This is a genomic window from Streptomyces sp. NPDC048002 (genome assembly GCF_040653275.1).
GTDB lineage: Bacteria > Actinomycetota > Actinomycetes > Streptomycetales > Streptomycetaceae > Streptomyces.
The window spans coordinates 455,480-475,626 of the sequence record NZ_JBEZNL010000002.1; the positions used below are offsets into that span (position 1 = coordinate 455,480).

Genomic DNA, 20,147 nt, shown 5'->3' on the forward strand with positions numbered 1-20,147 from the left:
CCATTGTGCGCACTCTTGACCACAACACTGAAGCGAAAATATCTTTCAACCGTGACCCAGCATGTGAAGGAAACTTTCGGGCAGGGCGGTCGGGCCGACCGGCCGAGCGGCCCGCCTCCGGCCCCCGCCGCCCTCGCGGCGAAGGTGCGCACGCTGGCACCGTCGATGACCCGCTCCATGCAGCGCGTCGCCGAGGCCGTGGCCGGCGACCCGGCCGGCTGCGCGGCGCTCACCGTCACCGGCCTCGCCGAGCTGACCGGCACCAGCGAGGCGACCGTCGTGCGCACCGCCCGGCTGCTCGGCTACCCCGGCTACCGCGATCTGCGCCTCGCCCTCGCCGGGCTCGCCGCCCAGCAGCAGTCGGGGCGGGCCCCCGCGATCACCACCGACATCGCGGTCGACGACCCGATCGCCGACGTGGTCGCCAAACTCGCCTACGACGAGCAGCAGACCCTCGCCGACACCGCGGCCGGACTCGACACCGCCCAGCTCGGCGCGGCCGTCACCGCGCTGTCCGGTGCCCGCCGGATCGACGTCTACGGCATCGGGGCCTCAGGACTCGTCGCCCAGGACCTCACCCAGAAGCTGCTGCGCATCGGGCTCATAGCCCAGGCGCACAGCGATCCGCACCTCGCCGTGACCAACGCCGTGCAGCTGCGCGCGGGTGACGCGGCCGTCGCGATCACCCACTCCGGCTCCACGGGTGACGTGATCGAGCCGCTCCGCGTCGCCTTCGAGCACGGCGCGACGACGGTGGCGATCACCGGGCGGCCGGACGGTACGGTCGCCCAGTACGCCGACCACGTACTGACCACGTCCACCGCGCGCGAGACCGAGCTGCGCCCCGCGGCCATGTCCTCCCGGACCAGTCAACTCCTGGTCGTGGACTGTCTGTTCGTGGGTGTCATGCAGCGTACGTACGAGACCGCGGCGCCCGCGCTGGCGGCGTCCTACGAGGCGCTGGCGCACCGGCACCGGCGGTAGCCCCAGACGACGGGCCGCACCCCCACCGGCCGCGGCCCGGAAGACGACAGGCCGCACCCGCACCGGAAATGAGCTCCATGACCGCATCGTCCGACCCCCGCGCACTCCGTGCCGAGCTGGACTCCCTCACCACCGAGGCGTTCCGCCCCGAACTGGCCGACATCGACAAGCTCCCCACCCTCGACATCGCCCGTCTGATGAACGGCGAGGACACCTCCGTGCCCGCCGCCGTGGCCGCCTGCCTGCCGAAGATCGCCGCCGCCGTCGACGCCGTGGCCGAGCGCATGGCGCGCGGCGGACGGCTCGTCTACGCGGGCGCGGGCACCGCCGGGCGGCTCGGCGTGCTCGACGCCTCCGAGTGCCCGCCCACCTTCAACACCGACCCCGCGCAGGTGGTCGGGCTGATCGCGGGCGGACCGACGGCGATGGTGACCTCGGTGGAGGGCGCCGAGGACTCCGCCGAGCTGGCCCGCGCCGACCTCGACGCCCTGGGGCTCACCGCCCTCGACACGGTGGTCGGCGTCTCCGCCTCCGGCCGCACCCCGTACGCCGTCGGCGCCGTCGTACACGCGCGGGCCCTGGGCGCGCTGACGATCGGCCTGTCCTGCAACGCGGACAGTGCCCTCGCGGCCGCCGCCGAGCACGGCATCGAGGTCGTCGTCGGCCCCGAACTGCTCACCGGTTCCACCCGGCTGAAGTCCGGGACGGCGCAGAAGCTCGTCCTCAACATGATCTCGACGATCACGATGATCCGGCTGGGCAAGACCTACGGGAACCTGATGGTCGACGTGCGGGCCTCCAACGACAAGCTGCGCGCCCGGTCCCGCCGGATCGTCGCGCTGGCCACGGGCGCGGAGGACGCGGAGATCGAACGGGCGCTGACCGCCACCGACGGCGAGGTGAAGAACGCCGTCCTCGCCGTCCTCGCCGGGGTCGACGGCCCGACGGCCGCCCGCCTTCTGGAGGAGTCCGGCGGTCATCTGCGTGCCGCGCTGGCGGCGGCGGGCGGCTGAACCGCAGTCTCGGGGGGTGAGCACCTCATGCGACACGGCCGCCGCGATCCTGCCCCTCGTCGGCGGCCCCGCGAACATCACCTCCGTCGCCCACTGCATGACCCGGCTGCGACTGGGCCTGAACGACCGCTCCCTGGTGGACGAGGAGGCGCTGCGGGCGGTGCCCGGGGTCCTCGGCGTGGTCGACGACGACACGTACCAGATCGTGCTGGGGCCGGGCGCGGTCGCCCGGGTGACGGCCGACTTCGAGGCGCTGCTGCGCAAGCGGACGCAGGCGGCCCGTAACGCGACCCCGCTGAAGCTGGCGCTGCGCCGGGTGGCGAACGTCTTCGTCCCGCTGATCCCGGCGCTGATCGGCTGCGGGGTGCTGGCGGGCCTCAACGGCCTGCTGCTGAACCTGGGGTGGCTGCCCGGACTCACGCCCGCCCTGTCCGCGGTCGCCGCCGGCTTCATGGCCCTGATCGCGGTGTTCGTCGGCCACAACACGGCGAAGGAGTTCGGCGGCACGCCCGTGCTCGGCGGCGCGGTCGCGGCGATCGTGGTCTACCCGGGCGTGGCGAAGGTGACGGCGTTCGGGGTGACCCTCGCGCCGGGTCAGGGCGGGGTGCTGGGCGCGCTCGCGGCGGCGCTGCTGGGGACGTACGTCGAGAAGTGGTGCAGGCGCCGGATGCCCGGCACGCTGGACGTCCTGCTGACCCCGACGCTGACGGTCCTGGTGGCGGGCCTGGCCACGCTCTACGGCCTGATGTTCGTGGCCGGCGCGGTCTCCTCGGCCATCGGCACGGCGGCGAACTGGCTGCTGACCACGACGGGTGCGGCCGCCGGGATGGTGCTGGGCGGCCTGTTCCTGCCGCTGGTGATGCTGGGCCTGCACCAGGCGCTGATCCCCGTCCACGCGACCCTGATCGAGGAGCAGGGCCACACCGTGCTGCTGCCCATCCTGGCGATGGCGGGCGCGGGCCAGGTCGGCGCGGCCCTGGCGGTGTACGTCCGGCTGCGCCACGACACCACCCTGCGCAGCACCATCCGGTCGGCGCTCCCGGCGGGCCTGCTCGGCGTCGGCGAGCCGCTCATCTACGGGGTGTCGCTGCCGTTGGGCCGCCCGTTCCTGACGGCGTGCGCGGGCGGCGCGGCGGGCGGCGCCTTCGTCGGCGGGTTCGCGATGCTCGGCGACCGGGTGGGCGCGACCGCGATCGGGCCCTCGGGATGGGCCCTGTTCCCCCTGCTGTCGGGGCCGGGGGGCCTGGCCTGGACGGCGGCGGTCTACGCGGGCGGGCTGCTCACGGGGTACGCGGTGGGCTTCGCGGCCACCTACCTCTTCGGGCTGAGGGCGCACACCGCGTGAGGGCGGCGGACGGAACCGTCCGCCGCCGCCCCCGTCACCCGCCTAGCCGACCAGCAGCTCCGACTTCAGCTCGCGCAGCTCTCGCGCGTCGATGCCGAGCCCCTCGCGCAGGTAGGAGTTGAAGGAGCCGTACTCCTCACGGACCTCCTGGTAACCGGAGTTGAGGTACTCCGGGCGGACGTCGAGGAGCGGCTTGTAGATCGCGGCCTGCGCGGCGGGCAGCGCGGCGAGCGTGGCCTCGTTGGCGGCGGCCCGGTAGGTGTTGCTGGCCAGGTAGTCGGCCATGACCGTGTCGGCGGGCACGCCGAGCGCCGTCAGCAGGGCCGCGCTGGACCAGCCGGTGCGGTCCTTGCCGGCGGTGCAGTGGTAGAGCACTCCGCGGTCGTCCTCGTCGGCGACCCCCGCGTACACGGTGCTGTAGGCGGCGCGCGCGGAGTCGCTGCTGACCATGGCCTTCTCGCCCTCGACCATCATCGCGACGGACTCGGCCGCGGTCGTGGGCATGGCCGTGAAGGCGCCCGAGTCACCGACCACGTCGGCGACGGTGTACGTGGCGCCGGCCGGCACGCGGTCCGGGGCGGAGGTGCGCTCGGACTGCATCCGCAGGTCGAAGACGGTCCGGATGCCGAGCCGCGCCAGCTTGGCCAGGTCGGCGTCGGTGAGGTGGTTCAGGGCGTCGGAGCGGTAGACCTCGCCCATCTTCACCCAGTGGCCGTCCTTGGTGCGGTAGCCGCCCGCGTCACGGAAGTTGACGGTGCCGTCCAGCTCGATCAGCCGGTCCGCGAGGTGCAGCGAGCCGCCGCGCTCGGGCACCAGGTCGAACCACTGGCGGTCGGCGGCGGCCAGCCCGCGCACGGTCACGTCACCCTTCGCACCGCCGCGCGCGACGACCTTGCCGCCCGCCTTCACGGTCACGTTCCGCACCCCGGGGGCGGTCCAGACGATCCGGTACGAGCCGTCGTCGCCGGCGGTCACGGTGGCCGCGGTGAACGGGATGCGCTGGGTGGGCCGCGCGTCGGAGTGGTGCGTGTGGGCGGCGGCGGGCACGGCCGTCGCGGTCGCTGCGAGCGCGGTGAGGGCCAGGGCGGCACCGGCGCGGGTGAGGTTGTTCATGAGACGGATGCTGTGTGCACACATCGACATCCGGGTGAACACCGGTTTACTGTCACCTTCTGACACGATGGCAGTTTCTGCCACTCGCCGGTCGGGCCGGGGCACGCCGACGCCCCGCGGCCGTCCACGGGGGACGGGCGCGGGGCGGGCCGGCTGGCGGGCGGTCAGGACGTGGCCGCGGCCCGGTCCGGTGCCGGTGCGCCGCCCGCGGGGGCGGCCGGGGTGGCGGGGCGCTGGCGCGGGATGAAGGAGGCGACCACGAAGGCGAGCAGCGCGGCTCCGGCGCCGACCGCGAGGACCACCTTGAAGCCGTTCTCCGAGGGCAGGGCGTAGCCGCCGAAGTCGGTCGTCATCTGGGCGAGGACGACACCGGCGATGGCGCTCGCGGAGGAGGTTCCGATGGACCGCATCAGGGTGTTGAGGCTGTTGGCGGCGGCCGTCTCGGAGGCGGGCACGGCGCCCATGATGAGCGCGGGCATCGAACCGTAGGTGAAGCCGATACCGGCGCCGATGACGCAGGACACCAGCACGAAGTGCCAGACCTCGGACATCAGCAGGATGTTCAGCACGTAGCCGGCGGCCACGATCAGGGCGCCGATCATCAGGGTGACCTTGGGGCCCTTGGCCTTGGAGACGGCGGCCGAGACCGGGGCGGTGGCCATCATGACCAGACCGGACGGCGCCATGACCAGACCGGCGACCAGCATCGACCGGCCGAGGCCGTACCCGGTCTGCTCGGGCAGCTGGAGGAGCTGCGGCAGCACCAGGGACATCGCGAACATCGCGAAACCGACGGCGATCGAGGCGAGGTTGGTGACGAGCACCTGGCGGCGGGCGGTGGTGCGCAGGTCCACCAGCGGCTGCTCCACCCGCAGCTCCCACCGGCCCCAGGCGAGCAGGATCACCACGGCCGCGGTGAACAGGCCGAGCGTGGTGCCGCTGGTCCAGCCCCAGTCGGCGCCCTTGGAGATGCCGAGCAGCAGGCAGACCAGGCCGGCCGCCATGCCCAGGCCGCCGACGAGGTCGAAGCGGCCGCCGCCGCGGACCTGGGACTCGGGCACGAAGAGCAGGACGAGCACGGTGGCGGCGGCACCGAGGGCGGCCGACACCCAGAACAGCACGTGCCAGTCGAAGTTGTCGGCGATCAGCGCGGCGGCGGGCAGGCCGAGGGCGCCGCCGATACCGAGGGAGGCGCTCATCAGGGCGGTGGCCGAGGCGAGCTTCTCGGCGGGGAGTTCGTCGCGCATGATGCTGATGCCGAGCGGGATCACACCGGAGGCGAGGCCCTGGAGCACGCGCCCGACGACCATCGGGACCAGCGAGTCGCTGAGTGCGCAGACCAGGGAGCCCACGACCAGCAGCGCGGCGCTGACCAGCAGCATCCGCCGCTTGCCGAGCATGTCGCCGAGCCGTCCGACGACCGGGGTGGCGACGGCCGCGGCGAGCAGCGTCGCGGTGACCGCCCAGGCGGTGTCCGAGGCCGGGGCGTCCAGCAGCTTCGGCAGCTCCGGGACGATCGGGATGACCAGGGTCTGCATCAGCGAGACGACGATTCCGGCCAGGGCCAGCACCGCCACCACGACATTCGTCCTCGGCGGGGCGGAACCCCCTGCCGGGGCGGGCTGGGCAAGGGTGTCGGACATGACGAAGCCTCCGTCGGACCTGCTGAGCGATTGACTCGGGCAACCTTAAGTCAGTTGATTGACTTAAGCAAGGGATGTCCGTACGCGCAGGCCACAGGGGTGCGAGGCCTCAGTCCCGGGGCTCGGTCCCTGGCCTCAGTCCCGGGGCCGGCGCGCCGCCACGAACGCGTCGATCCGCTCCTCGTCCAGGTCGTGGACCGTCTCGTGGGCCCGTGGATCACGGGCGTGGAGGGTGTGGAAGAGGGGGCCCGCCGGACCGCCCAGCTCCACCAGCGTGGCCGAGGCACCGCGCACGGCGCGCTCGGTGCCCGGCCGGGCCGTCAGGTCGATGCGGTTGACCACCCCCGGGGTCACCCACACCGGCACCCCGGCCAGGAAGCCGCAGAGCTGGATGTGGAAGTGCCCGGTGAGCACGGCCCGGACATCGGTCCCGCGGACGACGTCGGCGAGGGCCGAGGGGTCCCGCAGACCGAAGAGCCGCTGGAGCGGATGGTCGAGGGCGACCGGCGGATGGTGGAGGACCAGGACGGTCCCCCGGGCGGCGGGCGTGCGCAGCACCTCGCGCAGCCAGTCGAGCTGGACCGCGCCGATCCGCCCCCACACCTCCCCCGGCACCAGTGAGTCCAGGGTGACGAAGCGCCACCCGTCGACCGTGGTCACCGCGGCCCGCTCCCCGGCGGCGGACTCCAGGACCAGTTCGGCGCAGTCCCCGCCGTCGGCCCCCAGGTGCCCGCTGCCCAGCACCTTGGCGAAGGCGGCGCGCTCGTCGTGGTTGCCGGTGCTGAGGAACAGGGGCGCCCCGAGCCCCGCGGCGAACTCCCCCACCAGTTCCCGCAGCGTCGCGTACGCCTCGACGGCTCCGTCGTCGGCCAGGTCGCCGCTGACCACGACCGCTCCGACGTCCCGCTGGTGCCGCAGCTCGGCGAGCATCAGCCGCAGGGACGCGGTGGCGTTGACGCCGTGCCGGTTGGGCTCGTCGGCGCGGTCGAGATGGGTGTCGGAGAGATGAAGGACCCTCATCTCCCCGAACCTAACGGGCCCCCGGGCACGGAACCAGAGGGCGTCAGCTCAGCGAGCGCAGCGACGCCGGGTCGTACGGGGCCAGTTCCGTCACCCGGCCGGCCAGCACCTTCTGCGCCCACAGCGGGTCCTGGAGGAGGGCCCGGCCGACCGCGACCAGGTCGAACTCGTCGCGCTCCAGTCGGTCCAGGAGGTTGTCGAGGGAGCCCAGCTCGGCGCCCTCGCCCTGGAACGCCTTGATGAAGTCGCCGTTCAGGCCGACCGAGCCGACGGTGAGGGTGGGCCGGCCGGTCAGCTTCTTGGTCCAGCCGGCCAGGTTGAGGTCCGAGCCGTCGAACTCGGGGAGCCAGTAGCGGCGCGTGGAGGCGTGGAAGGCGTCGACACCGGCCGCCGCGAGCGGGGCGAGGATCGCCTCCAGCTCCTGGGGGGTCTCGGCGAGGCGGGCGTCGTAGGCCTCCTGCTTCCACTGGGAGTAGCGGAAGATCACCGGGAAGTCGGCGGGGACGGCCGCGCGCACGGCCGCGACGATCTCGGCCGCGAACCTCGTACGGGCCACCGGGTCGCCGCCGTACTCGTCGGTGCGGCGGTTGGTCCCGGACCAGAGGAACTGGTCGATCAGGTAGCCGTGGGCGCCGTGCAGCTCGACACCGTCGAAGCCGATGCGCTCGGCGGCGGCCGCGGCCTCGGCGAACGCGCCGACGACGTCGTCCAGGTCCTGCCGGGTCATGGCCCGGCCGGTGCCCTCGGTGCCGTCGACGCGCAGCCCGGACGGGCCGACCGCGGGCGCGTCCGCGAAGGGCGGCTCGCCCTGCTTGCGGACCATGCCGATGTGCCACAGCTGCGGAACGATCGTGCCGCCGGCCGCGTGCACCTCGTCGGCGACCTTCGCCCAGCCCGCCAGTTGCTCGGAGCCGTGGAAGCGCGGCACGCGGTCGCTCTGTCCGGCGGAGTCGTGCCCGACGTAGGTGCCCTCGGTGACGATCAGGCCCACCCCGGCGGCGGCCCGGCGGGCGTAGTACGACACCACGTCCTCGCCCGGGACGCCGCCCGGGGAGAACATGCGGGTCATCGGCGCCATGGCGATCCGGTTGGGCACGGTCAGGCCGTTGATGGCGACCGGGCGGGACAGGATCTCGGCGGCGCGCGAGGCGGACCGTTCGATGGTGGCGGTCACGTGGGGGGCTCCTCGGAATAGACCGGCTGGTATGTGCACGCGAATACATCGCTCGCTCCTCACAACCGGTCCCGCCCGCGACGGCATTCCGGCCTCCGCCCGATCCCCACTGTGACGCCCACCACACCGCGCGCCCCCGGCGCTCCAATGGAGTGAAACCGGCGCACCCGCGCCCGCCTTTCCGCACCTCGGCGAGGGATGAGCCGTACATATCACTTTGTGACTATTACGCACGTCAACGCGAGCAATGGAGTGACCCCCGACGACCCGGCGGCACCCGCCCCGGCGGCGCCCGGCGTGGCCCGCTGGGCGGACCGCGCCCTCACCGGGGACGGCCGCGGCCCCGAGGCCCTGCGCGGCATCACCGTCGCCGTGGTCGGCCTGGGGTACGTCGGCCTGCCCACCGCCCTGGCCCTGTGGGGAGCCGGGGCGGCCGTCGTCGGCGTGGACACCAGCGCCCGCCGCATCGACGACATCCGGGAAGGCGTCGTCGACCTGCTCCCGGCCCAGCACGCCGTGCTCGCCTGCGCCGAGAACACCTGCGACCTGCTGCTGACCACCGACGCGGACGCGGTGCGCGAGGCGGACGCCGTCGTGATCTGCGTCCCCACCCCGGTCACGGCCGACCACCGACCCGACCTCACCGCGCTGCGCGCCGCCTGCGCGTCCGTGGTGGAACGCGCGGCCCCCGGCCAGCTGATCGTGCTGACCTCCACCAGCCACGTGGGCACCACCCGCGACCTGCTGATCCGCCCCCTGGCCGCCCGCGGCCTGACCGCCGAGCGCGAGGTCCTCGTCGCCTTCGCACCCGAACGCATCGACCCCGGCAACGCCCGGCACACCCCGGAGAACACCCCCCGCCTGGTCGGCGGCGCCGGACCGCTCGCCTCCCGCGCCGCCGCCTTCCTGCTCGCCGCCACCGCGGCCGAGGTCCACGAGGTGGCCGAGCCGGAGACCGCGGAGATGGCCAAGCTCTGGGAGAACGTCTTCCGCGCCGTCAACATCGCCCTCGCCAACGAACTGTCCGACGCCTGTCTGCACCTCGGCCTCGCCCCGCTCCCGGTGATCGAGGCGGCGGCCACCAAGCCCTACGGCTTCCTGCCCTTCTACCCGGGCCCCGGAGCCGGCGGCCACTGCATCCCGTGCGACCCCTACTACCTGCTCGGGCAGCTGCCCGAGCAGGACGCCGGGACCGGCCCGGAGCACGCCCCCTCCGCACCCGTCGTACGGGCCGCGATGGCCGCCCTGCGGGACCGGCCCGCGCGGATCGCCGCCCGCGCGGCCGAACTCCTGCGGGCCGACGGACTGCGGCCCGCCGGCGCCCGGGTCCTGGTCCTCGGCGTCGCCTACAAGGAAGGGGTCTCGGACGTCCGGGAGAGCCCCGCGCTGCGGCTGCTGGCGCTGCTCGCCGAACAGGGCGCCGACATCCACTACAGCGACTGCCACGTGGACTCCGTCGAGCTGGCGGGGCGCGAGCTGCGGTCCGTGCCGCGGCCCCGCGAGGAGCACTGGGACCTGGTGGTCCTGCACACCGCCCACCCCGACACCGACCTGGACTGGCTCCGGACCGCACCCCGGGTGCTGGACACCCGCCACCGCCACCGCCCGCCGACCCCGGCCGCCGCCCGGTGACCGCCCCCGCCGAACTCCGCCCACCGGACACCGCGCGCCCCGCGGGCGCGGCCACGCGCCACCCCGGCTCGGCCGCCCGGCACCGGCTCCGGGCCGCCAAGGACACCACCCTCCACCGCCTCGAACCCCGCGAACGGGCCGCACTGGTACGGCTGCTGGTGCTCCTCGCGCTGCTCCCGGTGCTGCTGCTGATCGCCCACCGGGCGGTCCGCCTGCCCTACGGATCCGGGCTGCTGACCTGCTACGGCCTCACCGTGCTCACCGGCTCCGCCTGTCTGCTCTACCTCGCCTACGCCCGCTACGACGACCCCGCCGAGCGCACCCTGCGCCGCCGCGCCCGGGGTCACGAGGCGTTCCCGGCCCTGCCCGCCCGGCCCCGGGTCAGCTTCCTGCTCGCGGTCAAGGACGAGGTCGGCAACGTCGAGGACTGCGTCCGCTCCATGGCCGCCTCCGACTGGCCCGACCTCCAGATCGTCGTCGTCGACGACGGCTCGCGCGACGGCACCGGGGACGTCCTCGACGCCCTCGCCGGCGAACTGGGCATCACCGTGCTGCGGCTGGAGCGCAACGTCGGCAAGAAGGCCGCGCTGGTGCGCGCCTGCGCGCTCGCCGACGGTGACGTGCTGGTCTTCACCGACTCCGACTGCGTGGTCGCGCCCGACGCGGTCTCGCGCTGCGTACGGGCGATGGTCCGGCACCCGGAACTGGGCGCCGTCAGCGGACACTGCCGGGCCCTGAACGCCTCCACCGGCGCCCTGACCCGCCTTCAGGACATCTGGTACGAGGGGCAGTTCCGGATCGCCAAGGCGGCCGAGTCGGCCTACGGGTCGGTGTGCTGCGTCTCCGGACCGCTCGCCGCGTTCCGCCGCGAGGCCGTCTACAACTACCTGCCCGCCTGGGCGGCCGACCGGTTCGCGGGCGCCCCCTTCCGCTTCGCCACCGACCGCCAGCTGACCGGCTACGTACTGGGCCAGGTCTGGCGCGGCCGGGACCTCAAGCGCCGGCACGCAGACTCGCCCTTCGTCACCGAGGAGGACCACCCCGAGCGGCGCTGGCTGGTCGCCTACAGCCGCTCCGCGCTGGTGTGGACGAACGTGCCCTCCCGCTGGCGGCCCTTCCTGCACCAGCAGGTCCGCTGGAAGAAGAGCTTCATCCGCAACCTCTTCTTCACCGGCGGCTTCATGTGGCGCCGCGGACCGGTGCCCGCGCTGCTCTACTACGGCCACGCCCTGTGGGTCCTGGCCGCGCCCGCGCTGGTCTTCTGGCACCTGGTGTGGGCGCCGCTGCACTGGGCGGCGGTCCTCACGGTGCTGTACCTGTGCGGGGTCCTGCTCAAGGGCGCCCTGTGGGGCCTGGCCTACCGCATCGACAACCCCGGCGACCGGCACTGGCGTTACCGCCCGCTGATGAGCCTGCTCTCCTGCTGTGTCCTGGCGTGGCTGCTGCCGTACGCCGCTCTCACCCTGCGCCGCGGAATCTGGACGAGGACTCCCGTATGACCCGAGCGACCCCCACCGGCCGGGCCCCGCACCACGCGCCCGCGGCCCCTTCGCAGTACCTCCCCGACCGCGCGGCCGCACGCGCCGCACGTTCCGTGCGGCGCGCGGTTCGCGTGCTGGTCACCGCCCTCACCGCGGTGACCGCCGCTCTCCTCTACTACGTCGTCCTCACCCGCGGCGGTACCCGATGACCGACGAACCCGCCCTGCCCGCACAGCAACCGAACCCCTCCCCGACCACACCGGGCCGGGAACGCGGGCGGGCCCGGAGGAGGACCCTGGCGCGGGTCGTGCTCGGAGGGCTGGCGGTGGCCGTGGTCACCGTGCCCTTCGCCGTCGCCTGGGAGTACGAGGCCGGACGGCGTACGGTCTCCGCCCAGGTACCGGCGCCCGGAGCCGACGCGGACGCCCGGCCCGCCGCCGACCCCGCCCGGAAGGCCGCCGCGCCCGTCGTCCTCGCCTACCACGACATCGCCCCGGAGCCCCGCGGCCGCTACACGCTCACCCCCGAGCGGCTGGACGCCCAGCTGTCCGCGCTGGCCCGCGCCGGCTACCGGACCCTGTCCACCGAGGAGTTCACCGACTACCTCGCCACCGGCCGCACCCCCGCCCCGCGCACCGTCTACCTGACCTTCGACGACGGCACCCGCGGCCTGTGGACGTACGCCGACCCGGTCCTCGCCAAGCACCGGATGCGCGCGGCGGCCTACCTGATCACCGGTTCCGTGGACACCCACCGCCCCTACTACCTCTCCTGGAACGAGATCGGGCGGATGGCGGACTCCGGCCGCTGGGACTTCCAGGACCACACCCACCTCGCGCACCGCAGGGCCGCCGTGGACGAGGCAGGGCGGCTCGGCTCGGTCCTCGCCAACCGGCTGTGGCTGGACCAGGAGGGCCGGCTGGAGAGCGCGGCGGAGTACCGGGCCCGGATCGAGGAGGACCTCGACCGTTCACTGAGCGCCTTCGCCGAGCACGGGCTGCCCCGGCCGCGGCTGTTCGCCTACCCCTACTCCGAGACGGGCGGCGCGACCAACCAGGCCGACGGAGGCACCACCGTGCTGCGCGAACTGCTGGACGCCCGCTTCACCGCGGCCCTCACCAACACCACCTCCCGGCCGCTGCCCGCCGGCCCCCGCGCCGCCGCGGCCGGACAGGTAAGGCGGCTGGAGGTACTGGGCTCGACCACCCCGGACGACCTGCTGAGCGGCCTCGCCGACTGGACCACGCTCTCCCCCGGCGACGTACCGGAGCCGCTGCTCCACCCCGGCCAGTGGCGGGACGCGAACGGCGGGCCGGTCGGCACCGCGGCCCTGACCGGCGAGGGGCCCGCGACCGGGACGTACGCCTCGGCCGCCCATCTGCCCATGGCCACGGCGGGCTGGCGCGCGTACCGGGTGACCGCCGGCGCGGACCGGCTGCGCGGCAGCGGCACCGGAGTCTCGGTCGAGGTCGGCCACGGCAGCCTCGACCCCTGTGTGATCACGCTCGGCGCCAACGGACTGCGGGTGACGGAGAAGCGGCACGGGGCGGCACCGGAGGTCACCGTCCGGCGGCTCACCCCGGCACCGGCGCACCGGATGACCGTCGACGTCTCGCCGGAGGCGGTGCGGATCACGGTGGACGACGAGGTGACGCTGACGGTGCGCCGACGCGACGGGGAGGAACCCGCGCGGACGGACGGCGGCCTGTCGCTCGCCGTCCGCAACGACGCCCCGGACGGCGCGTGGCCCCGGTTCACCTCCCTGCGGGTCGCCCCCTGACCCGGCGGCCGGACGCGGAAAAGCCGGAGGGCGGCACCCCCCTCATCGGGGAGTGCCGCCCTCCGTCAGGACGTGGATCAACCGTCAGGTCGATCAGAAGTCCATGTCACCGCCCGGCATGCCGCCCGGAGCGGCCGCGGCGGCCTTCTCCGGCTTGTCGGCGATGACGGCCTCGGTGGTGAGGAACAGCGCGGCGATGGAGGCGGCGTTCTGCAGCGCGGAACGGGTCACCTTCGCCGGGTCGATGATGCCCTCGGCGATCATGTCGACGTACTCACCCGTGGCGGCGTTCAGACCGTGGCCGACGGCCAGGTTGCGCACCTTCTCCACGACGACGCCACCCTCCAGACCACCGTTGACGGCGATCTGCTTCAGCGGGGCCTCCAGCGCGAGCTTCACGGCGTTGGCGCCGGTCGCCTCGTCGCCGTCCAGCTCCAGCTTCTCGAAGACCGCGGAGGCCTGGAGCAGGGCCACGCCACCACCGGCGACGATGCCCTCCTCGACGGCCGCCTTGGCGTTGCGCACGGCGTCCTCGATGCGGTGCTTGCGCTCCTTGAGCTCCACCTCGGTGGCGGCACCGGCCTTGATGACGGCCACGCCGCCCGCGAGCTTCGCCAGGCGCTCCTGGAGCTTCTCGCGGTCGTAGTCGGAGTCGCTGTTCTCGATCTCGGCGCGGATCTGGTTGACCCGGCCGGCGACCTGCTCGGAGGAGCCGGCGCCGTCGACGATCGTGGTCTCGTCCTTGGTGATGACGACCTTGCGGGCCTTGCCCAGCAGGTCCAGGGAGGTGTTCTCGAGCTTGAGACCGACCTCCTCGGAGATGACCTCGCCGCCGGTGAGGATGGCGATGTCGTTCAGCATCGCCTTGCGGCGGTCGCCGAAGCCCGGGGCCTTGACGGCGACGGACTTGAAGGTGCCGCGGATCTTGTTGACGACCAGGGTCGACAGGGCCTCGCCCTCGACGTCCTCGGCGATGATCAGCAGCGGCTTGCCCGACTGCATGACCTTCTCCAGCAGCGGGAGCAGGTCCTTGACGGAGCCGATCTTGGAGTTGGCGATCAGGATGTACGGGTCGTCGAGCGACGCCTCCATCCGCTCCATGTCGGTGGCGAAGTACGCCGAGATGTAGCCCTTGTCGAAGCGCATACCCTCGGTGAGCTCGAGCTCCAGACCGAAGGTCTGGGACTCCTCGACGGTGATGACGCCTTCCTTGCCGACCTTGTCCATGGCCTCGGCGATCAGCTCGCCGATCTGGGTGTCGGCGGCGGAGATGGAGGCCGTGGAGGCGATCTGCTCCTTGGTCTCGACGTCCTTCGCCTGCTCCAGCAGGGCGGCGGAGACGGCCTCGACGGCCTTCTCGATACCGCGCTTCAGGGCCATCGGGTTGGCGCCGGCGGCGACGTTGCGCAGGCCCTCGCGGACCAGCGCCTGGGCGAGAACGGTCGCGGTGGTCGTACCGTCACCGGCGACGTCGTCCGTCTTCTTGGCGACTTCCTTGACCAGCTCGGCGCCGATCTTCTCGTACGGGTCCTCGAGCTCGATCTCCTTGGCGATGGAGACACCGTCGTTGGTGATCGTGGGGGCGCCCCACTTCTTCTCGAGGACGACGTTGCGACCCTTGGGGCCGAGCGTCACCTTGACGGCGTCCGCGAGCTGGTTCATGCCGCGCTCGAGGCCGCGCCGCGCCTCCTCGTCGAACGCGATGATCTTGGCCATGTGAAGTGGTCCCTCCAGGACTGGGGGTGATTCCTCGGACCGCGCCCGCGCCCGCGACGGACGGCCTGCCTGCCTCGTGGTTCCTTGCCCCACCCGGCCTGCGGCCTCACCGACCCGGTCCTTCGTTGTCACTCTCACCTTCAGAGTGCTAACGCCAATGATTAGCACTCGACCCATGCGAGTGCAAGCGGCTCTCGGGGATCGAACCCCACCCGATCGGGCGCGCGGCCCGGCGCCGGCCCGCGCGCGGGCACACGGAAGGGCTCGCACCCGAGGGGTTGGGTCCCTCCGGTGCGAGCCCTTCAGCGGAAGACGTCGCTTGCGGTTCTCGGTCGCGCGTTCAGGCAGTGACGCGAACCATGTCGGCCTGCGGGCCCTTCTGGCCCTGCGAGATCTCGAACTCGACCCGCTGGCCCTCTTCCAGGGTGCGGTAACCGTCCATCTGGATCGCGCTGTAGTGGACGAAAACATCCGCACCACCGTCGACCGCGATGAAGCCGTACCCCTTCTCCGCGTTGAACCACTTGACGGTGCCCTGAGCCATGCCTAACTCCCCTATTACTGGCCCTTGCGCAGATCCGCACTTCGCGGATCCGGGTCAGACCTCACCCCCCAGTCGTTTTGGGGGCGTGCGCCGGAACGCGTCGACCGCGGCTGAATGTATCTGTCCAACTGCCGTCTGCAACAGGTCAATCGGACGAGAATTCTGGACGCACGAGGTCCGGAATGTAGTAAGAATTCGCCTGGATTCAGGGCAAGTCGGGCCCCGCAAAAGAAGCAAATGACGCAAAATACCCGCACACTTTGGCTACTTCTTATCGCACGACAGCGGCGGGTTCCCCAACTGTACCGTGCTCAATCAAGCAGAATTGCCCCCTCCGTTTCTCTTACGGAGAGGGCAATTCGATGAACTCTCGGTAACCTCAGTTACCGAAGGTAACGATCAACCGCCGGCGACCGCCGGAATGATGGAGACGCCGGCCCCCTCGGGGGTCGCCGTGTCCAGGCCCTGCTCGAAGCGGACGTCGTCGTCGTTGACGTAGACGTTCACGAAGCGGCGCAGCTTGCCCTGGTCGTCCAGGACGCGGGCGGCGATGCCGGTGTGGTTCTTCTCCAGGTCGGCGATGACCTCGCCGAGGGTGCCGCCCTCGGCGGCGACCTCGGCCTGCCCGCCGGTGTAGGTGCGCAGGATGGTGGGGATGCGGACGGTCACGCTCATGCGAGGCCAGCCTCTCGGAAGGAGTCCAGGTTCGGGCGGATGGTGGCGGTGAGGCCGGTGCCGGCCACCGCGTCGAGGGTCTTCAGGCCGTCGCCGGTGTTGAGGACGACAGTCGTCTTCGCCGGGTCGAGCAGACCGTTCTTGATCAGCTTCTGCGTCACACCGACGGTCACACCGCCGGCCGTCTCGGCGAAGATGCCCTCGGTGCGGGCCAGCAGCTTGATGGCGTCGACGACTTCCTCGTCGGTGACGTCCTCCACCGCGCCGCCGGTGCGGCGGGCGATGTCCAGGACGTAGGGCCCGTCCGCCGGGTTGCCGATGGCCAGCGACTTGGCGATGGTGTTCGGCTTCTGCGGGCGGACCACGTCGTGGCCCTCCTTGTAGGCCACCGACACCGGCGAGCAGCCCTCGGCCTGGGCACCGAAGATCTTGTACGGCCTGTCCTCGACCAGCCCGAGCTTGATCAGCTCCTGGAGCCCCTTGTCGATCTTGGTGAGCTGCGAGCCGGAGGCGATCGGCACGACGATCTGGTCCGGCAGCCGCCAGCCGAGCTGCTCGCAGATCTCGTACGCGAGGGTCTTGGAACCCTCCGCGTAGTAGGGCCGCAGGTTGACGTTGACGAAGCCCCAGCCCTCGCCGGCCGGGTCGCCGATCAGCTCGGAGCAGAAGCGGTTCACATCGTCGTAGTTGCCCTCGATGCCGACGAGCTCGCCGCCGTAGACCGCGGCCATGACGACCTTGCCCTGCTCCAGGTCGTGCGGGATGAACACGCACGAGCGCAGGCCCGCACGGGCCGCCGCGGCGCCCACCGCGCCGGCCAGGTTGCCGGTGGAGGAGCAGCTGAGCGTGGTGAAGCCGAAGGCGCGGGCGGCCTCCAGCGCCTGGGCGACGACGCGGTCCTTGAAGGAGTGCGTCGGGTTTCCGGAGTCGTCCTTCACATACAGGCCGCCGGTGACGCCGAGTTCGCGGGCCAGGTTGTCGGCCTGCACGAGCTTGGTCCAGCCGGGGTTCAGGTTGGGCTTGTCCGCCACGTCTGCGGGGACGGGCAGCAGCGGCGCGTAGCGCCAGATGTTCGCGGGGCCCGCCTCGATCCGCGCGCGGAGCTCCTCGGTGTCGTACGCCGAGAAGTCGTAAGCGATCTCCAGCGGGCCGAAACACTCCTCGCAGGCGAAGACCGGGCCGAGCGGGACGCGGTGACCGCACTCGCGGCAGCTCAGGGCGGCGGCGGGGCCGAGGTCGACGGTGGTGTTTCCGGTGCTTGCGGCAGTCTGCACAGCCATGTGAGGCGAGGCCCTTTCTCCTCATCTTCCTCACGACGCATCTCGCCGTGAGACGGATTTGGCACCTTCCCTAGCCGGGAGCCTCGCAAGGACGATCGACAGTGATCGCTACGAGAACCGACTGGAGGGTTGCCGGGGCTTCATCGGGCCGTGTCCCTCTGCCCCTCTGGATGAGCGGTATGTGGTTGTGGGCGTTGACGACCCCCGACATGCGATGGTCATCAGCGTTGTTCAAGACTGTAACCGAAGGCCAGGACAGTTGAGGGAGCCGTCCGAACCGCGAGATGGATCACATGCCCGTCATGCCGGTCCCGAGCTTGCCGAGAGAACGCAGAGGAGCCGCGCACTGTGCTGGAACAAGTAGAACGCTGGCTGAGTACCCGCTCCTGGTCCGTGACCGACCGCCCGCTGCACCAGATCATGGCCGCGAAACGCGCCTCGGGCCAGTCGGTCTCCGTCGTGCTGCCCGCGCTCAACGAGGAGCGGACGGTCGGTGACATCGTCGCCGTGATCCGGCACGACCTGATGCGGCAGGTGCCGCTGGTCGACGAGATCGTCGTGATCGACTCCGGTTCGACCGACCGCACCTCCGAGGTCGCGGCGGCGGCCGGGGCGACGGTCGTCCACCGGGACGCGATCCTGCCCCGCATCCCCACGGCGCCCGGCAAGGGCGAGGTGCTCTGGCGCTCGCTGCTGGCCACCCGGGGCGACATCGTCTGCTTCATCGACGCGGACCTGAAGGAGTTCTCCTCGGACTTCGTCTCGGGCATCGTCGGCCCGCTGCTCACCGAGCCCGGGGTGGACCTGGTCAAGGCGATGTACGACCGGCCGCTGGGGCAGGCCGCGGGACAGGGCGGCCGGGTCACCGAGCTGATGGCCCGCCCGCTGCTGAACATGCACTGGCCGCAGCTGGCCGGCTTCGTGCAGCCCCTCGGCGGGGAGTACGCGGCCCGCCGCTCCCTGCTCGAACAGCTCCCCTTCCCCGTCGGCTACGGCGTGGAGCTGGGCATGCTGATCGACTCGCTGCACCTGGTGGGCCTCGACGCGCTGGCCCAGGTCGACGTGGGGGTGCGCAAGCACCGGCACCAGGACGGGCAGGCGCTCGGCCGGATGTCCGCGGCGATCTACCGCACGGCCCAGCTGCGGCTGGCCCGCGGGCACCTCGTCCGCCCCTCGCTCACCCAGTTCGAGCGCGGCGAGGACGGTTTCGAGCCGCGGACCTACTCGGTGGACACCGAGGAACGGCCGCCGATGGTGGAGATCGCCGAGTACGCCGCGCGCAAGGTGGCGTAACCCACGCCCCCGCCGCCGGCTCGTACGTTTGAGCGTTTACGGCACGGGCTAGGTTGGAGCACATGGCTTCCACGCACGGTGCTGCCCAGGTGCTGGTCGCGTCGAATCGCGGCCCGGTCTCCTACGAGGTCCAGGACGACGGTTCGCTGCGCGCCAAACGCGGCGGGGGCGGACTCGTCTCCGGCCTCTCGGCGATCGGGCCGGACGCCGGCGCGCTGTGGGTGTGCTCGGCGCTCTCCGACGGCGACCGCGAGGCGGTCCGCCGCGGGGTCGGCGAGGACGGCGTACGGATGCTCGACATCCCGGCCGAGGTGCACTCCGACGCCTACAACGGCGTCGCCAACTCCGTGCTGTGGTTCGTCCACCACATGCTGTACCAGACGCCGCTGGAGCCGGTCTTCGACGCCGTTTTCCGGCGGCAGTGGGAGAACTACGTCCGCTACAACCGGGCCTTCGCCGAGGCGCTGGCCGAGGAGGCGGCCGAGGGCGCGGCGGTCCTGGTCCAGGACTACCACCTGACGCTGGTGCCGGGGATGCTCCGCGGCCTCCGGCCCGACCTGCGCATCGGCCACTTCTCGCACACGCCGTGGGCGCCGGTCGACTACTTCCGGCTGCTCCCCGACGACGTGGCGCGTCAGGTGCTCGACGGCATGCTCGGCGCCGACCGGCTCGGCTTCCTCACCCGGCGCTGGGCGGACGCCTTCACCGCCTGCGCCCAGGAGGCGGGCGGCCTCGGCTCCACCGAGGTCGGTGTGCACGGCCTGGGCGCGGACGCGGACTTCCTGCGCGCGCGGTCGCACGAGGCGGACGTCGCCGAGCGCATGGCGGCGCTGCGGACGGAGATCGGCGCCGGCCGGAAGACGATCGTCCGGGTGGACCGGACGGAGCTGTCGAAGAACATCGTGCGCGGGCTGCTGGCCTACCGGCGCCTGCTGGAGGACCGCCCCGAGTGGCACGAGCGGGTCGTGCACGTCGCCTTCGCCTACCCCTCCCGTCAGGACCTCGCCGTCTACCGCGACTACACCGCCGAGGTGCGGCGGCTCGCGGACGAGATCAACGACGCCTTCGGCACCCCGGGCTGGACGCCGGTGGTGCTCCACGTCAAGGACGACTTCGCGCGCTCCCTGGCCGCGTACCGGCTCGCCGACGTGGCCCTGGTCAACCCGGTCCGGGACGGCATGAACCTGGTCGCGAAGGAGGTGCCGGTCGTCTCCGACGAGGGGTGCGCGCTGGTGCTGTCGCGGGAGGCGGGCGCGTACGAGGAACTCGGCGAGGACGCGATCGTGGTGAACCCCTACGACGTCCTGGGCACCGCTGAGGCCCTGCACGAGGCCCTGACGATGCCGCCCCACGAGCGCGCCGAGCGCACCAAGCGCCTGGCCGCGTCGGCCACGGCCCTGCCCCCGTCCCAGTGGTTCCTGGAGCAGCTGCGGGCGCTGACCGGCTGAGGCGGG

Annotated in this window: 17 protein-coding genes and 1 riboswitch; of the genes, 9 read left to right on the forward strand and 8 right to left on the reverse strand. The window is 72.5% G+C overall.

All coding sequences use genetic code 11. The features are described 5' to 3' along the window. Positions 1–51 precede the first annotated feature (51 nt). The 3 genes from AB0E07_RS05010 (at position 52) to AB0E07_RS05020 (ending at position 3,342) form a co-directional block, all read left to right on the forward strand. On the forward strand, positions 52–984 hold the full coding sequence (locus AB0E07_RS05010) for a MurR/RpiR family transcriptional regulator (RefSeq protein WP_362246513.1): 933 nt from the start codon (positions 52–54) through the stop codon (positions 982–984). A 77-nt stretch (positions 985–1,061) separates the two neighbouring features. Further along, on the forward strand, positions 1,062–1,997 hold the full coding sequence (murQ, locus tag AB0E07_RS05015; RefSeq protein WP_362246515.1) for an N-acetylmuramic acid 6-phosphate etherase: 936 nt from the start codon (positions 1,062–1,064) through the stop codon (positions 1,995–1,997). Positions 1,998–2,013: 16 nt separating this feature from the next. Further along, positions 2,014–3,342: a PTS transporter subunit EIIC gene (locus AB0E07_RS05020; RefSeq protein ID WP_362246517.1), complete on the forward strand. Its 1,329-nt coding sequence runs from the start codon at positions 2,014–2,016 to the stop codon at positions 3,340–3,342. Between the two features lie 42 nt (positions 3,343–3,384). Here the strand turns inward: AB0E07_RS05020 and AB0E07_RS05025 are convergent, their stop codons facing one another. The 4 genes from AB0E07_RS05025 to AB0E07_RS05040 all read right to left on the reverse strand — a co-directional run bounded on the left by AB0E07_RS05025 (position 3,385) and on the right by AB0E07_RS05040 (position 8,292). After that, a complete protein-coding gene (locus AB0E07_RS05025; RefSeq protein ID WP_362246519.1) occupies positions 3,385–4,455 on the reverse strand; it encodes a tyrosine-protein phosphatase in 1,071 nt (356 codons plus the stop codon). Between the two features lie 164 nt (positions 4,456–4,619). After that, positions 4,620–6,098 (reverse strand): MFS transporter, encoded by a 1,479-nt coding sequence (locus tag AB0E07_RS05030; protein ID WP_362246521.1) that lies wholly within the window; start codon positions 6,096–6,098, stop codon positions 4,620–4,622. 135 nt (positions 6,099–6,233) lie between these two features. Beyond that, on the reverse strand, positions 6,234–7,118 hold the full coding sequence (locus AB0E07_RS05035; RefSeq protein WP_362246523.1) for a metallophosphoesterase: 885 nt from the start codon (positions 7,116–7,118) through the stop codon (positions 6,234–6,236). Between the two features lie 43 nt (positions 7,119–7,161). Next, complete coding sequence (locus AB0E07_RS05040) at positions 7,162–8,292, reverse strand: NADH:flavin oxidoreductase (RefSeq protein ID WP_362246525.1); 1,131 nt, start codon at positions 8,290–8,292, stop codon at positions 7,162–7,164. 219 nt (positions 8,293–8,511) lie between these two features. On the opposite strand from AB0E07_RS05040, the gene AB0E07_RS05045 reads away from it, so the two are divergent. From AB0E07_RS05045 to AB0E07_RS05060, 4 genes are read left to right on the forward strand one after another with little or no spacing between them, the layout of a single operon-like run. Then, entirely contained in the window at positions 8,512–9,924 is a 1,413-nt protein-coding gene (locus AB0E07_RS05045; RefSeq protein ID WP_362246527.1) for a nucleotide sugar dehydrogenase, read from the forward strand. Next, positions 9,921–11,423: a glycosyltransferase gene (locus AB0E07_RS05050; RefSeq protein ID WP_362246530.1), complete on the forward strand. Its 1,503-nt coding sequence runs from the start codon at positions 9,921–9,923 to the stop codon at positions 11,421–11,423. The genes AB0E07_RS05045 and AB0E07_RS05050 overlap by 4 nt, the downstream gene beginning before the upstream one ends. Beyond that, positions 11,420–11,614, forward strand: coding sequence for a hypothetical protein (locus AB0E07_RS05055; protein WP_362246532.1), 195 nt, complete (start codon positions 11,420–11,422; stop codon positions 11,612–11,614). Before AB0E07_RS05050 ends, AB0E07_RS05055 begins: the two co-directional genes overlap by 4 nt. Next, the gene (locus AB0E07_RS05060; protein ID WP_362246534.1) at positions 11,611–13,185 is read left to right on the forward strand and encodes a polysaccharide deacetylase family protein; all 1,575 of its coding nucleotides are present in this window, start codon (positions 11,611–11,613) and stop codon (positions 13,183–13,185) included. Before AB0E07_RS05055 ends, AB0E07_RS05060 begins: the two co-directional genes overlap by 4 nt. Positions 13,186–13,278: 93 nt before the next feature. Here the strand turns inward: AB0E07_RS05060 and groL are convergent, their stop codons facing one another. From groL to thrC, 4 genes are all read right to left on the reverse strand, one after another. Further along, on the reverse strand, positions 13,279–14,901 hold the full coding sequence (groL, locus tag AB0E07_RS05065) for a chaperonin GroEL (protein WP_351927281.1): 1,623 nt from the start codon (positions 14,899–14,901) through the stop codon (positions 13,279–13,281). Between the two features lie 340 nt (positions 14,902–15,241). Further along, a complete protein-coding gene (locus AB0E07_RS05070) occupies positions 15,242–15,445 on the reverse strand; it encodes a cold-shock protein (RefSeq protein WP_004986573.1) in 204 nt (67 codons plus the stop codon). Between the two features lie 399 nt (positions 15,446–15,844). Beyond that, positions 15,845–16,120 (reverse strand): MoaD/ThiS family protein, encoded by a 276-nt coding sequence (locus AB0E07_RS05075; protein ID WP_362246538.1) that lies wholly within the window; start codon positions 16,118–16,120, stop codon positions 15,845–15,847. After that, positions 16,117–17,400, reverse strand: coding sequence for a threonine synthase (gene thrC, locus AB0E07_RS05080; RefSeq protein WP_362246540.1), 1,284 nt, complete (start codon positions 17,398–17,400; stop codon positions 16,117–16,119). Before thrC ends, AB0E07_RS05075 begins: the two co-directional genes overlap by 4 nt. Before the next feature lie 18 nt (positions 17,401–17,418). Beyond that, a riboswitch (SAM riboswitch) is annotated at positions 17,419–17,577 on the reverse strand. A 171-nt stretch (positions 17,578–17,748) separates the two neighbouring features. Here thrC and AB0E07_RS05085 point away from each other — a divergent pair. Continuing rightward, on the forward strand, positions 17,749–18,693 hold the full coding sequence (locus AB0E07_RS05085; RefSeq protein WP_362246542.1) for a glucosyl-3-phosphoglycerate synthase: 945 nt from the start codon (positions 17,749–17,751) through the stop codon (positions 18,691–18,693). A 62-nt stretch (positions 18,694–18,755) separates the two neighbouring features. After that, entirely contained in the window at positions 18,756–20,141 is a 1,386-nt protein-coding gene (locus AB0E07_RS05090) for a trehalose-6-phosphate synthase (protein ID WP_362246544.1), read from the forward strand. Positions 20,142–20,147: the final 6 nt, after the last annotated feature.

Excerpts from the sequence above, each read along its gene's own strand:
- AB0E07_RS05025 (WP_362246519.1), bottom strand. The coding sequence starts at position 4,455 with ATGAACAACCTCACCCGCGCCGGTGCCGCCCTGGCCCTCACCGCGCTC.
- AB0E07_RS05070 (WP_004986573.1), bottom strand. The coding sequence starts at position 15,445 with ATGGCTCAGGGCACCGTCAAGTGGTTCAACGCGGAGAAGGGGTACGGC.
- murQ (WP_362246515.1), top strand. The coding sequence starts at position 1,062 with ATGACCGCATCGTCCGACCCCCGCGCACTCCGTGCCGAGCTGGACTCC.
- AB0E07_RS05060 (WP_362246534.1), top strand. The coding sequence starts at position 11,611 with ATGACCGACGAACCCGCCCTGCCCGCACAGCAACCGAACCCCTCCCCG.
- AB0E07_RS05030 (WP_362246521.1), bottom strand. The coding sequence starts at position 6,098 with ATGTCCGACACCCTTGCCCAGCCCGCCCCGGCAGGGGGTTCCGCCCCG.
- groL (WP_351927281.1), bottom strand. The coding sequence starts at position 14,901 with ATGGCCAAGATCATCGCGTTCGACGAGGAGGCGCGGCGCGGCCTCGAG.
- AB0E07_RS05035 (WP_362246523.1), bottom strand. The coding sequence starts at position 7,118 with ATGAGGGTCCTTCATCTCTCCGACACCCATCTCGACCGCGCCGACGAG.
- thrC (WP_362246540.1), bottom strand. The coding sequence starts at position 17,400 with ATGGCTGTGCAGACTGCCGCAAGCACCGGAAACACCACCGTCGACCTC.
- AB0E07_RS05075 (WP_362246538.1), bottom strand. The coding sequence starts at position 16,120 with ATGAGCGTGACCGTCCGCATCCCCACCATCCTGCGCACCTACACCGGC.
- AB0E07_RS05090 (WP_362246544.1), top strand. The coding sequence starts at position 18,756 with ATGGCTTCCACGCACGGTGCTGCCCAGGTGCTGGTCGCGTCGAATCGC.
- AB0E07_RS05055 (WP_362246532.1), top strand. The coding sequence starts at position 11,420 with ATGACCCGAGCGACCCCCACCGGCCGGGCCCCGCACCACGCGCCCGCG.